Origin of the sequence: Caballeronia udeis (assembly GCF_001544555.2) — a bacterium.
In the GTDB taxonomy this organism is placed as follows: Bacteria; Pseudomonadota; Gammaproteobacteria; order Burkholderiales; family Burkholderiaceae; genus Caballeronia; species Caballeronia udeis.
Window position 1 is genome coordinate 14,550 of the sequence record NZ_FCOK02000029.1, and the last position, 14,970, is coordinate 29,519.

General features: G+C 62.9%; 10 protein-coding genes. 4 read left to right on the forward strand and 6 right to left on the reverse strand.

Annotated features, from left to right (window positions below; translation table 11 throughout):
* The first annotated feature begins 190 nt into the window (after nt 1-190).
* On the forward strand, nt 191-2,422 hold the full coding sequence (locus tag AWB69_RS20665) for a SulP family inorganic anion transporter (RefSeq protein WP_062088131.1): 2,232 nt from the start codon (nt 191-193) through the stop codon (nt 2,420-2,422).
* Nucleotides 2,423-2,651: 229 nt separating this feature from the next.
* Here AWB69_RS20665 and AWB69_RS20670 read toward each other — a convergent pair whose 3' ends face one another.
* The 6 genes from AWB69_RS20670 to AWB69_RS20695 form a co-directional block, all read right to left on the reverse strand.
* Nucleotides 2,652-2,933 carry a threonine/serine exporter family protein gene (locus AWB69_RS20670; protein ID WP_062088132.1) on the reverse strand — a complete coding sequence of 94 codons (282 nt, stop codon included), beginning with the start codon at nt 2,931-2,933 and terminating at the stop codon, nt 2,652-2,654.
* A gap of 513 nt (nt 2,934-3,446) precedes the next feature.
* Nucleotides 3,447-4,601: an IS110 family RNA-guided transposase gene (locus AWB69_RS20675; protein WP_062088133.1), complete on the reverse strand. Its 1,155-nt coding sequence runs from the start codon at nt 4,599-4,601 to the stop codon at nt 3,447-3,449.
* Nucleotides 4,602-4,637: 36 nt separating this feature from the next.
* Entirely contained in the window at nt 4,638-5,642 is a 1,005-nt protein-coding gene (locus AWB69_RS20680; RefSeq protein ID WP_062088135.1) for a threonine/serine exporter family protein, read from the reverse strand.
* A gap of 14 nt (nt 5,643-5,656) precedes the next feature.
* Nucleotides 5,657-5,851 (reverse strand): hypothetical protein, encoded by a 195-nt coding sequence (locus AWB69_RS20685; RefSeq protein ID WP_062088137.1) that lies wholly within the window; start codon nt 5,849-5,851, stop codon nt 5,657-5,659.
* Nucleotides 5,852-5,893: 42 nt separating this feature from the next.
* Nucleotides 5,894-7,303 carry a class II fumarate hydratase gene (gene fumC / locus AWB69_RS20690; protein WP_231937178.1) on the reverse strand — a complete coding sequence of 470 codons (1,410 nt, stop codon included), beginning with the start codon at nt 7,301-7,303 and terminating at the stop codon, nt 5,894-5,896.
* A gap of 226 nt (nt 7,304-7,529) precedes the next feature.
* Nucleotides 7,530-8,270 (reverse strand): response regulator, encoded by a 741-nt coding sequence (locus AWB69_RS20695; RefSeq protein WP_062088141.1) that lies wholly within the window; start codon nt 8,268-8,270, stop codon nt 7,530-7,532.
* Nucleotides 8,271-8,466: 196 nt separating this feature from the next.
* Here AWB69_RS20695 and AWB69_RS20700 point away from each other — a divergent pair, with 196 nt between their 5' ends.
* The 3 genes from AWB69_RS20700 to AWB69_RS20710 all read left to right on the forward strand — a co-directional run bounded on the left by AWB69_RS20700 (nt 8,467) and on the right by AWB69_RS20710 (nt 14,891).
* Nucleotides 8,467-8,859 (forward strand): response regulator, encoded by a 393-nt coding sequence (locus tag AWB69_RS20700; RefSeq protein WP_062088143.1) that lies wholly within the window; start codon nt 8,467-8,469, stop codon nt 8,857-8,859.
* Nucleotides 8,860-9,091: 232 nt separating this feature from the next.
* A complete protein-coding gene (locus AWB69_RS20705; RefSeq protein WP_062088145.1) occupies nt 9,092-9,304 on the forward strand; it encodes a hypothetical protein in 213 nt (70 codons plus the stop codon).
* Nucleotides 9,305-9,353: 49 nt separating this feature from the next.
* Complete coding sequence (locus AWB69_RS20710) at nt 9,354-14,891, forward strand: AAA family ATPase (protein WP_062088147.1); 5,538 nt, start codon at nt 9,354-9,356, stop codon at nt 14,889-14,891.
* Nucleotides 14,892-14,970: the final 79 nt, after the last annotated feature.

The following is a 14,970-nucleotide window of genomic DNA, read 5'->3' on the forward strand; positions in this document are numbered from 1 at the left end:
ACACTGCACGATTTGCAGCATCGAACCCACACGGGCTGTTCCCTGTTCCGACCTTTGCCCGTGAATACACAGTGTAGGCGTCACGCGGCCAGGTGTAAGCAATTTGACACGACCGAAACCCGCGGCGGATACTAAATCGCTCTTCCAGCGACGTCCGAAGCACGACCACCTGCATTCGTCGGGGAGTATCGTGAAGCCAGACACGACCGGTTCAGCCTCCGGCGTTCGCACCAGCTCCCGCCTCTCCGGTTTGCTCGGCGACCTGACTGGCGGCGCAGTATCGACGCTCGTCATGCTCTGCTATGCAATGAGCCTCGGCACGATGATCTTCAGTGCGGATCTTGCCCGTTATGCCGAACTGGGCGTGCCCACCGCGCTCGTCAGTTGCGTCGTGACCGCGCTGGTCATCGCGCTCATGAGTTCGATGCGCCTGAACATCGCGGGGCCCGACAGCAATGCGACGGCGTTTCTCGCGGGCGTCGCGGCAGGCGTTGCCAGCAGCGTGCGAGCGGACGGCGGATCGACGCAGACCGTCCTGTTGACCGTGCTGATGGCCATCGCGCTGTGTTCAGTGGTGACGGGTACCATCCTTTACGCGATTGGTTCGTCGAGGCGCAGCCGCTCGTTGCAGTTCCTGCCCTATCCGGTTGTAGGCGGGTTCCTGGCCGGCACGGGCTACCTGTTGTTGTCGGGTGCGTTTCGCGTACTGACCGGCGAGCCGCTGCACTGGCGCACGCTGGTGTTCCTGACGCATCTGCACTGGCTCGCCTGGATGCCTGCCGTGCTCGTAGGGGCACTTATTACGGTTCTGATGCGCAGCTGGAAGCACGCGGCCGCGCTGCCGCTCGTGCTGGTGTTCGGTATCGCGCTTTTCTACTTCCTGCTGCACGTCGACGGCCTGTCGATCGATGACGCGCGCAAGATGGGACTGTTACTTCCTCATGCGGGATTGCGTTTGAGCCAGATTCCCGCGTTTCACCTGCCGGAACCGCTCGTGCACGGCAACGTCGATTGGGCGGCCATCGGTGCACACCTGCCGGAGACGCTCGTGGTCACGTCAGCGTCGGCAATCACGATCCTGATGAACTCGACCGCGATCGGCGCGGCGACAGGCGAGGATATCGACCTGAATCGAGAAATGCGGGCTGCGGGCATCGCCAACCTCGCGAGCGGGATGCTGGGTGGAATGGTCGGCTATCAATCGTTCAACCGGTCGATGCTCAACTCGCGCGCGGGCGCGACAAGCCGGATGGCCGGCGTGTTCGCGTCCCTCGCGTGCCTGCTTTTGCTGGTCGTCTCGCCAGACTTCGTCGCGCTGTTCCCCGTGCCGGTGCTGGTCGGGCTCCAGCTCTTCATGGGACTACGCCTGTTGATCCAGTGGCTGGTCGGTGCATACCGGAAGCTCAACTGGTACGAATATCTCCTTGTTCCGATCATTCTCGGCATCATCGCGCTCTATGGCGTTGTTACTGGCGTGGTGGCGGGCGTCGTCGCCGCGTGCGTGATGTTCGCGTTGCTCTATGGCCGCGTGAGTTGCGTGCGCATGGAGTTCGATGTCAGCACCCGGACATCGAACGTCGAGCGCAGCATCGAGGATACCCAGCGACTCCACGAACTCGGCACGCAGGTGTGCGGGACGTGCCTGCAAGGGTTCCTGTTCTTCGGCACGGCCAATTCGATCCTGCAGCGCGTGCGTGAACGGCTAGCCACGCGCAGTCCCGTGCCGGCCCGTTTTGTGGTGCTCGACTTTGCCGCCACTAGCGGGATGGACGCGTCGGTATCGGTCAGTTTCGTTAAGCTCAGACAGCTTTGTGCAACGATCGACGCGGATCTGGTCTTGACGGGATTGCCGCCGCGCTCGCGTGAGCTGCTCGGGAAAACCGGTACGCTCAATCTCCGGATACACGAGTTCGCGACCTTGGATGCTGGCCTGGAATGGATCGAGGACAAGCTGCTTGCACCGGGTGTCCTTGCCCCGCCTCAGGAGGAGGACAATTTCCGCGCAATGCTCGCGGCGCATTTCACGCCACACTCCCTGGAAAGGCTGGCTGCATGCATGGAGGTGCTCGATCTCGACGCCCGGCAGCCGCTGTTCCTTCGCGGCGAGCCGGGTGATGCCCTGTACATCGTTGAGCGCGGGCGTGTTGCCGTATCGCTGCCGCTTGCGGACGGACGGTCGGTCCGGCTGCGCTCGTTCGGGCCCGGTACGGTGGTCGGCGAAATGGCGGTGTACACGCAGAATCGGCGCAGCGCTGATGTGCTCGCCGAAGTGCCCGCGCGTGTCCGACGCCTGTCACTTGAGACGCTGCTTGCACTCGAGCAGGACGATCCCGTAACGGCGCAGCAGTTCCATCGCTTTCTCGTCAAGACGATTGCTTCACGGCTTGCGGTCGCGGATGAAGCGCTGCGCGCAGCCTATTGACCGGCAAACCGGCATTGAGTGCATATCGGCGCAAAGATTTCGGATATGCCGCGATGTCCCGCGCGACCTCGCGTCGCCATGGCCGATGTGCGTCTCCCGCTTGTTAAGGCGCGAGAGCAGGTGGCAGAGCCAGTCACTCGTTCGTCTCGGGGGAGAAATCCGCATAACGGGCTATAGATCGGCCGGCACGGCGATCATACTGAAAAACAGCAAGCCGACCAGCAGCAGATCAAGATTTTGCCCGCGTCGATCTCTGTGCCAAGAGATCGATGACCAGTTTTGGCACGACAAGGCCGAGACCCATCGCGAAAATAATCGTGATCGCGATCAGGCCATCGTTGACCGTTGCCGCGACGAGTTTCAAAGTCGCATGCGAGCCGTCGGCGAGCAGTTGCAGCACGCCGCTGGTCATTCTGAACACGAAGACCCCCGGCATCATCGACACCACCGAGGCAAAGCCAATCGGCGCAAAAGGCAGATGCGTGCGTCGCGATACCGGCGTCAGGATCAACCCTTCTATGAGCAGGCATTTGTCAAGGTCTTTGACGAACCGTCCGATAGGTCATTGGCCACGTCGTTACGCGGCTCCCGGTGCGGACACAGGCTTGAACCGCGTCAAGGGCAGGCGAAGCCTGGCGCCAGCGCACCCTTGACGCCGCGCGGGGCCGATATGCTGCCACAGGGTGGCGAGCGTGGGTTATTGCGACGCCACGCTGCAGGCGCGCATTGCGGCCGGTTTCGATCGCTGCTCACAACTGCGTTGACCCGGTCTACGCGCCTGGTCTGAAGCCGCTCGTCGCGCTCGTGAGACATACCAGCATCTCACTACCTTCTATCCGCTGGCGCCTGGCCAGCCTCATCCTGCATGCGCGTTACGCTGGAGTTTTTCCAGGAGCAATGCCCCATCTAAAAATCGGCTACGTATGTAACCCGGGTTGTTCACGGGCATGCTCACATCAAACCAACTACGGTGGTGCTTTCGGCTCCTTGCGCGATTGCGTGGTCGCGAGAGATGCCTGACGACTCAGACTGACTTTAGCTGTGCCCCTTCGGGGATGACGCCGTCCTTCAGATAGTGCCAGAGCGCAATCGCGAGGCGCCGCGCGACCGCGACGATCGCAATGCGTCGCGCGCGGCGGTTCGGTCCCGTACCCTGCGTGCGCTGGTTGAACCACCGCGTCAGCGCGCTGCCGGGCTGGTAGCGGATCCAGTCCCACGCGATCTCGACCAGTAACGCGCGCACCCGTCTATTGCCCTGTTTGCTGATCCCCTGATCGGTGTGGCTTTCGCCGCTGTCGTATGGCTGCGGCACCAGTCCGACACATGCACCCACCTGGCGCCGGTTGTTGAACTGTCTCCAGAACAGCTCGAGCGCGAGGCGCGACGCGCCCACTTCGCCAATCCCTTTCAGGCGCGCCAGGTCATCGCTTCGCTTGCGCGCGAGTGCCGGCACGCTCGCCTGCCGCGTCTTCTCCAGCGCCGCGAGTTGGTGCTGGGCCAGCGCCAGCCGCTCGCACTCGCGCAGCAGCCGCTCGCGCAATTCGGGCGGCAGCGGCGTGCCGTCGTGGCACCGCACCTCGTCACGCGCGAGGCGGCCGGCGAAGGCCTGGTGATCGACCTCATCCCAGCAGCCGAGCGTGGCCAGCAGTTTGCGCATGCGGTCGCGGTGCTGCAGGACTTCCTTCTGCAGTTCGCCGCGATCGCGCATCAGCTGGCGCGACGCTTCGTCCTGCGGTGACGGCACGTGAACCACGTGCATGCGGTCGCGCTCGCCGCGCAGCCACGCGCGCAGATTGATGACCAGCTTGATGGCATCGAGCCGGTCGGTCTTCGCACGCCGCTTGTGGCGTTGCACTGGAATGCTCGCCGGATCGATGACATAACACTCGACGCCGCGCGCCTGCAGCGCGCGGCAGATCCAGAACGCGTCCTGGCCCGCTTCGTAGCTCAGGACGGTGCGCACGCCGGCCGGCAGCGACCACTTCAGCTTCTGCTGTTCGATCACGTCAAGCACGGCCTGCAGGCGGGCGGCGGCCTGGGGCTGCGCCACCGTGTGCACGGCGGGCTTCTCGCGCCGGCCGTCGTGTAGCGCGACCTTCCACTTCGCCGCAGCAAGCTCGAGCGACACCGCCAGCACTGTTTCTTCACCATCCGTCGTGAACGTCTGATCCGTGCGCATGATGTTCTCCTTTGAACAGGACTCGACAAGCTGATTTTACGTATCAGTTCGTCGACGCCCTCTGCTCATAGGTTCTACAATCACGGAGGCGACGAGGGCGCCGACGGTGACGCTTGCGCCAAGCGAAAGCGCCACCCACCTCAGCGCATGCGCCAGCATGCCGACAGTTATCGGCCACGCCAGCATGCGCAGCGGCGTGGAGAAGAAAATGCTGTAGGCCGCCACCGCAACGCCGGCGGCGATGATGTCTTGCCAGAGTGGCACGGCCCGGCCTGCTGGATCGATTGGCAGGGAGATGCCGAGCAGCGAGAGTCCGAACAGCAGTCCGGTCGAGATCGCCAAGATGACGAGCCCCGAATAGATGAGACGCGCGGTCCCCAGGGGGATACGGCCTTGAATGAGATCCATCGCAGCATTGAGCAAATGCGGCCCCGGTACCAACACCATGCAGGGGCAGACGGCGACCAGGCGCAGCGACGAACTCAGTTCATAGCGGGTTGCCAGCGCGCCGATCACGCCGGCGAGCAAGGCCGCGCAAAACGGTTGCAGAAAAACATTACTGCTGTAGCGCGCCAGGGTGCGGCGCAAAAAGCCGCCCGTCGCCGCGCTCGCGAAGATAATGCTCGCCGCGGGCAGATGCTGGACACCGAAGATCACAGCCAGGGCGACCGCGCCCGCCGCGGCCGCCAGCGTGAACAGCCAGGTCCGTGCCGGCGGTCTCTGTGAAATCGCGTCGATCGTTGCCATGGCATCAGCGGGGGCAAGCCGTCCGGCGCCAATATCGTCGATGGACCGCGTCGCGCAAGCCACGCGGTCCATGTCCACGCCGACGGGGTCTGACGTCACAGCTTCGGCGAATCGATCATCGCCGTCGCTGGCTTGCAGTTGCAGTTCTCCCCAGCGCGGAATGACCCGCGCCTGAATGCCCAATACCGTGCCGAGCCGCTCTGCCTCAGCCAGTATACGGTCGGTGGATTGACCGTTCACGAACAACGTTCGGGCAAATGCCAACACGAGAGAGGTACGTTTTTCCAGTGTCATGCGAGGCACCGCATTCAAGCCGGATACACCGGGCCGCAGGCACAGGCCAGGATATGCGCCTCGATGTCGCTCGGGCGCGCCACGCGCGTGGTTTCGGTCGCAAACACCGCCATGCCCATGGCCGAAAAAATACGGACATTGTTGCCCTGGCCCGGTACCAGCGTCTTGCCTGCGATCTCATAGCCGGTATTCTCGTTCTGGACAGACATCGAGTCACTCCTGATGAATGGACTTGGGCAAAACACCCATCGTCAGGAGGCGGTGGCAACGTAGGGCGAGACCATCTTCTTCGGATCGACGATGCGATCGAACTCGGCTTCCGTCACAAAGCCCAGGTTCAGCGCGGCCACCTTGAGCGTGAGATCGTTGTCCATGGCGTAGTGCGCGATCTTCGAGGCCTTGTCATAGCCGATCACTGGCGACAACGCTGTTACCAGCATCAGCGAGCGCTCGACGTACTCATTGATCTTCTTCAGATTGGGCTGGGTACCTTCGATCAGGAATTTCTGGAAATTGGCGCAGCCGTCGCTGATGATCGCAATGGAGTGCGTGATATTGAAAATGATCAGCGGCTTGTAGACATTCATCTCGAGATAGCCCCCGGCACCGCCAAAGCCGACCGCGACATCATTCGCCATCACCTGCGTCGCGATCATCGCCAGCGCTTCGCACTGGGTTGGATTGACCTTGCCCGGCATGATCGAGGAACCCGGCTCGTTCGCCGGTATCAGCAACTCTGCAAAACCGGCGCGGGGACCGCAGGACATCAGGCGAATGTCGTTGGCGATCTTATACAGTGACACCGCCAGCGTGCGCAGCGTAGCGGACAACTGCACCAGCGCGTCGTGCGCGCCCTGCACGGTGAACTTGTTCGGCGCGGTAATAAAGGGCAGCCCAGTGAGCCTGGCGATACCGGTCGCCGCGGCCTCGGCGAAACCGGGCGCGGAATTGATCCCCGTGCCCACCGCCGTGCCGCCCAGGGCCAGGCGATACACACCTGGCAGCACGGCTTCGATACGCTCCAGATTATCGGAAAGCATGCCGGCATAGCCTGACCACTCCTGGCCGAGGGTGATCGGGGTCGCGTCTTGCATATGAGTGCGGCCGATCTTGACGATATCGCCCCAGGCTTTCGCCTTGGCGTCGATGCCTTCGCGCAGCGCCGCGACGACGGGGATCAGGCGCTGCTTCACGCAGACCGCGGCCGCGATATACATGGCCGAGGGAAACGAGTCGTTCGACGACTGCGCCATATTGACGTGATCGTTGGGATGCACCGGCGCCTTGCTACCCAGCGGCGTACCGGCGAGCTGACAGCAGCGATTGGAGATCACCTCGTTGACGTTCATATTGAACTGCGTGCCGCTGCCGGTCATCCATACATGCAGCGGAAACATGTCGTGGTGCTGGCCGGCGAGAATTTCGTCGCAAGTCTGCACGATCAGGTTGAAAGGCAGATCGTCGAGCCGTTTGTCGTCGTGATTGGCGATGGCGGCGGCTTTCTTCAAGGTGGCGTATGCGGTGATCATCTCGCGGGGAATCAGGTCTTTGCCAATGCTGAAATGCTCTAGTGAACGTTGTGTCTGGGCACCCCAAAGCTTGTCGGCGGGAACGCTGACCTCTCCAAGACTGTCCGCCTCGATGCGAACGTTGTTCATCATATTGCTCCTTTGAGGTATCCCCGTGATTTCTGTACAGATTGCTTCATGGCGTTCGTGCGTCTGCACAATTTCCGTCCGCTGAATTACGGATCGGTCACTGGAATCGGAAATCGGGTGACAACTGTGACTTTGAAGGGGCGGTGGCGGGCAATGGATTGACGCGCGCCACCCAGGCGTCAACGAGGAGAGCCAGGGAACTCAGCGGAACGGCGCTTGGGGACGCCCGTCAGTAGATGATTTCAACCGGTACGCTAAACACGTACCCCGCGTTGCGTTCAGTACAGATGTATCGCGGGTTCGTCGGATCGGTTTCGAGCTTTCGCCGCAGCCGCAGGATCTGCATGTTGACCGATCGGTTGTAAACGTCGTCGCTGTGCAGGCGAGACATGTCGAGAAGCTGGTCGCGCGAAAGAATGCGATTCGGCGCCCCAAGTAACACAACAAGGAGGCTGAATTCGACGTTGCTGAGCTGCACAGTCTGGCCATCCCGGTTTCTCAGGCGCCGGGTGTTGAGGTTCAGTTCCCAACCGTCGAAACGGTAGGCACGAATGCCTTCCGGTCTGCCTTGTTGTATCTCGGGACGGCGGCGGCGCAGCACGGCACGGATGCGTGCGAGCAGCTCACGCGGGCTGAACGGTTTGGTCAGATAGTCGTCGGCGCCCAATTCCAGCCCCATCACCCGGTCGGCTTCTTCGCCGCGACCGGTGAGCATGATGATCGGGATTGCCGATTCGTCGCGCAGCCGGCGCGCGAGCGCCATCCCGTCTTCGGTTACCAGCTTGAGGTCCAGCACGACGAGATCGATCACTTCGTGAGCAAGCGCCTCCTGCATTGCGCCCCCATCGGCGACCGCCGTGACGCGGAACTCGTACTGGCCGAGATAGTCGCTAATCGCCTCGCGGATTATGGGGTCGTCGTCGACAGCAAGGATATGCGTCGACGCAGTCTGTGGCGCGTGAACTTGCATTTTCACGACCGCTCGAGTGCTCATCATGGGCACAAGTCTAACCAGGTTGGCCCACGTTCGTCACAGGTGTGACCTCTCGGACCAGCCCCTCGTAAAATACTCGCAATCAGCGCCAGATGAGTGGAGGCGTTGACAGATCGTACGAACTGCACGGTCCGGGCCCCGCAGCGCCACTAAGCCAGTGTCGACCGACAAAATGAACACTATCACTACCGCGGAGATTCTCGTCATTGAAGACGACGCGATCATGCGCGAAGCCCTGGCGGATTGGCTGCGGGCAGCGGGCTACCGCGTGCGCCAGGCTGCGGACGGGCGTGCTGGACTCGCGGCGGCGAAACTCGCGGCACCCGCGCTGGTGGTTACTGACATCTATATGCCCGGAACGAGTGGCGCCGTGGTCATCGCCGAACTGAAGCAAGGGTATCCAGATATTCCGATCATCGCGATATCAGGCCTTTTTAACTCCGGACACGGAATGGACGTGGATACCGCAATCGCCCTTGGTGCGGCACGGGCCCTGGCGAAGCCGTTCAAGCGTGGTGATCTGCTTCGGGCGGTGGCCGACCTGATCGGATCGCCTACCCGATAGCTGGCGGAACCGCTGGTCAACAGCAGATCCGTTCGCTGCCAGAAGGCATTTCACCGTGGGTCGCGCAAACGCCTGCGAGGGTCACCGAAGGGGCAGCCAAAACAGGATGGTTGGAGAGTAAACTGTGCTTCAGCATCAAGGCGCCGCGCCAGTCGCTGAGCCTTCGTGTGTGGAGCAGCTGGCGTGTATCCGGCATGGTCCGTGACGTTACCCGCGGCGCGGAGTACCGGCAATGACTGGTTTCAAGACCTCGAAATTCTCGCATTCAGCCGCGCAATACGTCGACGGTGTCAAAGGTCTGGCGTTGCCGAACTTCGCCCGCTCATGGCTCGGGCTTCACCTCGCGACAATGGGTTTGGTCCGTTTAATCCTCATCGCACCGGCGTCCATGACGGACGGGCTCACTGGATCGGCCGTCTGTCCATCATTGCCGCCGTCTGCCTGAACTATATCCGTATGAGAAGTGCACGCACGTGCGGTAGCAGGAGGCCCTGATGACTGAGCTTTCGGGCTACATGTTCTCGCCGCTGCGGGAGGGAGACTTCACCCTCTACCGGGGCTCTGGCAGCGGCCTGGCGCCGGTCCTGCTTGCCACTGCGGCCGATGCCTCGCTTGCGTGCCTCAAGCGGCTCGAACACGAATATTCTCTCAAAGCCGAACTTGATGCTGCCTGGGCGGCTCGGCCAGTCGCGCTGTTCCGCTACAACGATCGGTTGACATTGGTGCTCGAGGATCCTGGCGGTGAACCCCTCGATCGACTGCTCGGCGGCCCGTTGGAAATGCCGGAGTTTCTGCGCATTGCGATCGCGCTCGCGGGCGCGCTCCGCCAGGTGCATGCACGAGGACTTATTCACAAGGACATCAAGCCGGGAAATATCCTGGCGGACAAGGCAAGCGGCGGCGTCTGGCTCACCGGCTTCGGCATTGCTTCCCGCTTGCCTCGCGAGCGTCAGAACCCGGAGCCGCCCGAGCTGATTGCCGGAACGCTGGCCTACATGGCGCCGGAACAGACCGGCCGGATGAACCGCTCGATCGACTCCCGCAGCGATCTGTACGCTCTCGGCGTTACCTTCTACGAGATGCTGACGGGGACGCTGCCCTTCACCGCTACCGATCCGATGGGGTGGGTCCATTGCCACATCGCCCGGCAGCCGACTTCGCCTGGTGAGCGCGCGACGGTCCCCAGTCAGATATCGGCGATCGTGATGAAGCTGCTGGCGAAGACCGCCGAGGACCGATACCAGAGCGCCGCGGGCGTCGAAGCCGATCTCCGGCGGTGCCTGACGGAATGGGTGTCGCATGGCTGTATCGACCCGTTCGCGGTGGGCGCGTGGGATGCATCGGACCGGCTCACGATCCCCGAGCAGTTGTATGGGCGTGAGCGCGAGATCGACACCCTGCTCGCGGCCTTCAATCGAGTCCTGATCCACGGCACGCCGGAGCTGGTGCTCGTGTCCGGCTACCCGGGGATCGGCAAGTCCTCGGTGGTGAGCGAGCTGCACAAGGTGCTCGTCCCGCCGCGTGGCCTGTTCGCGTCCGGCAAATTCGACCAGTACCAGCGCGACGTCCCGTATGCGACCCTGGCTCAGGCCTTCCAGACCCTCCTGCGCCCGCTTCTGGCCCAGAGCGAAGAGCAGCTGGACCGGTGGAGGGAGGCTTTGGGCGACGCGCTGGGCCGCAACGGTCAGCTCATCGTGAACCTCGTTCCTCAACTGGAGCTCGTGATCGGAACGCAGTCGAGTGTCCCGGAACTGCCTCCGCAGGAAGCGAAGAATCGCTTCCAGATGGTTTTCCGGCGCTTCCTCGGTGTATTCGCGCGCAAGGAGCACCCGCTCGCGCTGTTTCTCGACGATTTGCAGTGGCTTGACACGACGACGCTCGACCTGATCGAGCACCTGATGACGCACCCGGAGGTGCGGCATCTGCTGGTGGTCGGAGCCTACCGGGACAATGAGGTCGGCCCCGGCCACCCGCTGCGGCGCACGCTTGAGGCGATCCGCGCCGCCGACGCTAGGGTGCATGAGACCGCGCTGGCGCCGCTCGGACTCGACGATGTCGGCCGGCTCGTTGCCGCAGCCCTGCACTGTGATTTGACGCGCGCGATGCCCCTGGTGCGTCTTATACAAAAAAAAACCGGTGGCAATCCGTTCTTCGCGATCCAGTTCCTCACGACGTTGGCCGACGAGAGCCTGCTCACATACGACGCGGTAGCGTCAGCCTGGGCATGGGACCTCGATCGCATCCGCGCCAAGAGCTACACCGACAACGTGGTGGATCTCATGGCCGGGAAGCTGAAGCGGCTCGCTGCCACCACGCAGGAAGCCCTGAAACAACTCGCCTGCCTGGGCAACGTCGCCGGGATCGCCGCTCTGCCGCTGGTTCGCGGAGACTCAGAGGAGGGGACGCACGCGGTACTCTGGGGCGCCGTCGTCGCCGGGCTCGTCCTTCGTCAGGATGACGCTTACAAATTCGTGCACGACCGGATCCAGCAGGCCGCTTATTCGCTGATTCCCGAAGCGGAGCGGGCCGAAGTCCACCTGCGTATCGGCCGGGTGTTGCTTGAGAACATGGCGGCGGACGAACTCGCCGAGCATCTGTTCGACGTGGCGAACCAGTTTAATCGGGGCGCCACCTTGCTCATCGAGCGCGACGAGAAGGCGCGGGTGGCCACGATCAATCTGCGTGCAGGGCGGAAGGCCAAGGCATCGGCGGCCTACGCGTCGGCGTGCGTGTATCTTGCGGCGGGCATGGACCTGCTCGACGACAGTGACTGGAGCAGCCAGTACGAAGTCATGTTCAGCCTGTGGCTCGAACGCGCGGCGTGCGCGTTTCTGACTGGCCACCTGGACCAGGCTGAGCAGCTGATCGAGGCGCTATTGCAGCGCGCGGCGTCAAAAATCGACCAGGCGGCCGCCTGCTATCTGAAGCTCCATTTTCATGTCGTGAGGTCCGAGAACTCACAGGCCGTCAACAGCGCCCTCGCGTGTCTGCGCCTGTTCGGCATCGACCTCCCGGCACACCCGACCCATGACCAGGTGCAGGCCGAATTCGAAACGGTCTGGCACAACCTGGCGGGGCGCCCGATAGAGAGCTTGATCGACTTGCCGCTGATGACCGATCCGGGACTGCAGGCCGCCATGCGTCTTCTCTCGGCCCTGTTCCAACCCGCTTATTTTATCGACTCCCATTTGTTATGTTTGCTCCTGTGCCGCATGGTGAACATCGGCCTGCGACACGGCGCGAGCGGTGCGTTCGCCCACGCTTGTGGCTCTCTCGGAGTCCTCCTCGGCCCGGTGTTTCATCGTTACCACGACGGTTACCGTTTCGCCAGGCTCGCATGCGATCTGGTTGACAAGCATGGCTTCCTCGCCGACCGGGCAAAGGTTCATGCTGCGATGGGACGAACTGCCGTCTGGACGCAGCCGATCGAGACCGCGATCGATTTCCATCGGGCGGCCTCTCGCACCGCGCTCGAAACAGGAGATCTAACCTGTGCCTGCTACAGCATGGGCCATGTCGTCGCCGACCTTCTGTTGCGCAACGACCCGCTCGACGCGGTGTGGCGCGAGTCGGAGCGGACACTCGATTATGTGCGCAAAGCCCGGTTCCGGGACGTCGCGGACATCGTCGTGAGTCTGCAACGCCTGATCGCGACCCTCCAAGGCCGGACGGCGAGCTTGTCCACCTTCAGTGATGCCCGGTTTGACGAGGCGGCCTTCGAGGCGCAACTGACCGGCGAACGGATGAGCGCGCTGCTCTGTGGGTACTGGATTCTCAAACTGCAGGCACAGTTTCTGGCGGGCGACTACGTGGCCGCTCTCGCCGCCGCCCAACGAGCGCAACCGCTGCTGTGGGCTTTAGTCGGACAGATTATGTGGTTCGACTATACCTACTTCACCGCGCTCACGGTGGCCGCGCTCTTCGAGAACGGGTCCGCCGACGAACAGCAGACGTGGCGTGACCTCCTGAAAAAGCACCGCGAACAACTGAGTGAATGGGCCGGCAACTATCCACCGACGTTCGGCGACAAGCACGCTCTGGTGTCAGCCGAGATCGCCCGCCTCGAAGGACGCGACCTCGACGCTATGCGCCTGTGCGAGCAGGCCATTCGATCAGCTCGCGAGCACGGCTTCGTCGGGCACGAAGGCATCGCGCACGAAGTGGCCGCACAATTCTATGCAGCGCGTGGCTTCGAAACCATCGCCCACGCTTACCTGCGCAACGCGCGATACTGTTTTCTCCGCTGGGGCGCGCTCGGCAAGGTGCGGCAACTCGATCAGCGTTACCCACGGTTGCGCCTGGAATCGACTGCACTTGCGCCAACTGCGACAATCGGCGCGCCCTTCGACCAGCTGGATGCCGGGACGGTGCTCAAGGCCTCGCAGGCCGTGTCGGGCGAGATCGAGCTTGGCAAGCTGATCGAGACGCTCCTCACGATCGCGGTCGAGCACGCGGGTGCCGAGCGGGGTCTGCTCATCCTTTGCCAGGGCGACGCGCCGCGGATCGAAGCGGAGGCGACCACCAGCGGGGGTAGCGTTGAGGTCGGGCTGCGGCAGGCGGCCGTGACTGCCTCCGAGCTTCCTGAGTCTGTGCTGCACTACGTGATCCGCACGCGCGAGAGCGTGCTCCTGGACGACGCCGCGACGCCGACCCTGTTCTCGGCGGATCCATACATGCAGCAGCAGCGGCCCCGGTCCGTCCTCTGTCTGCCGCTGGTCAAGCAAGCCAAACTCGCTGGCGCACTCTATCTCGAGAACAATCTGACTCCGCGTGCGTTCACCTCGAGCCGCATCGCTGTGTTGGACGTGCTGGCCTCGCAGGTCGCTATCTCGCTGGAAAATGCCCGCCTCTATTCCGATCTGCGAAACAGTGAAGCTTTCCTGGCTGAGGGGCAAAGCATCAGTTCGACCGGAAGCTTCGGCTGGAACGTTGCAAGCGGAGAGCTCCATTGGTCAGATGAAACTTACAAGATCTTTCAATACGACCGAGCGGTAAAGCCTACGGTGGCACTGGGCCTGCAACGCGTTCATCCCGACGACCGGGCGTTCGTGCAGGAAACCATCGCTCGCGCGTCCCGCGAAATGACAAACTTTGACGTTGAGAATTGCTTGCTGATGGACGACGGTACGGTCAAGCACGTCCACGTCATAGGGCACGCCATGCAGAACTCATCAGGGAGCGTTGACTTTGTAGGTGCCGTGATGGACGTCACCGAGCAGAAGTTGGCTCAGGCGGAGCGCGAGCGCCTCGAGCAGCGGCTTCGCCAGGCCGAAAAGATGGAAGCAGTCGGCCGGCTCGCCGGCGGCATCGCGCACGATTTCAACAATGTTCTGGCGGGTGTGTTCGCTTATGGTGAAATGGTCCTTGACGAAGCGCCCGTGGGCTCACCGCTCAGGCGCTATGCGCAGAACGTGCTCACCGCCGCGTCCCGTGGCCGCGAACTGGTCGAGCAGATCCTCGCTTACAGCCGCAGTCAGCGCGGCAGGCGCGCGCCCGTCGACGTCGCTCATGTAGTGGCGGAGACGCTCGAGCTGATAAGAGGATCCCTGCCCGCCAACATTCGCCTCGAATCGAACGCTCCCGATTTACCTCTCGTTGTATTCGGCGACGCCACCCGGCTGCACCAGATCGTGATGAACCTGTGCAGTAATGCGATTCAGGCCATGCGCACAGGGGGCATCTTGCGCGTGGCACTGCAGGCTGCAGGTTTTTCTGGCGAGCAAGCGCTCTCGCACGGAACGCTCGAATCGGGCCGATACGTGCGCCTGATCGTCGAGGACAACGGATCCGGCATGGACGAGGCAACCGTGGCGCGCATTTTTGAACCCTTCTTCACCACCAAGGAAATCGGCACGGGCACTGGTCTGGGCCTGGCGCTCGTTTACGCGATCGTGGCTGACTTCGGTGGCGCAATCGACGTGCGGAGCGCGCCTGGGCAGGGGAGCACCTTCACGATCTACCTGAGGCGCTCGGACGTCATGCTGGCCGCGGCAGAGGCCGCGGCGGCCGCGCCGGCTCGAGGTCGAGGCTAGCACGCACTGCTTGTCCACGACGAGGCACCGGTGCTTGCAGTGACCGCCGAGGTGCTATCGCGGTTCGGTTCGATCCGGT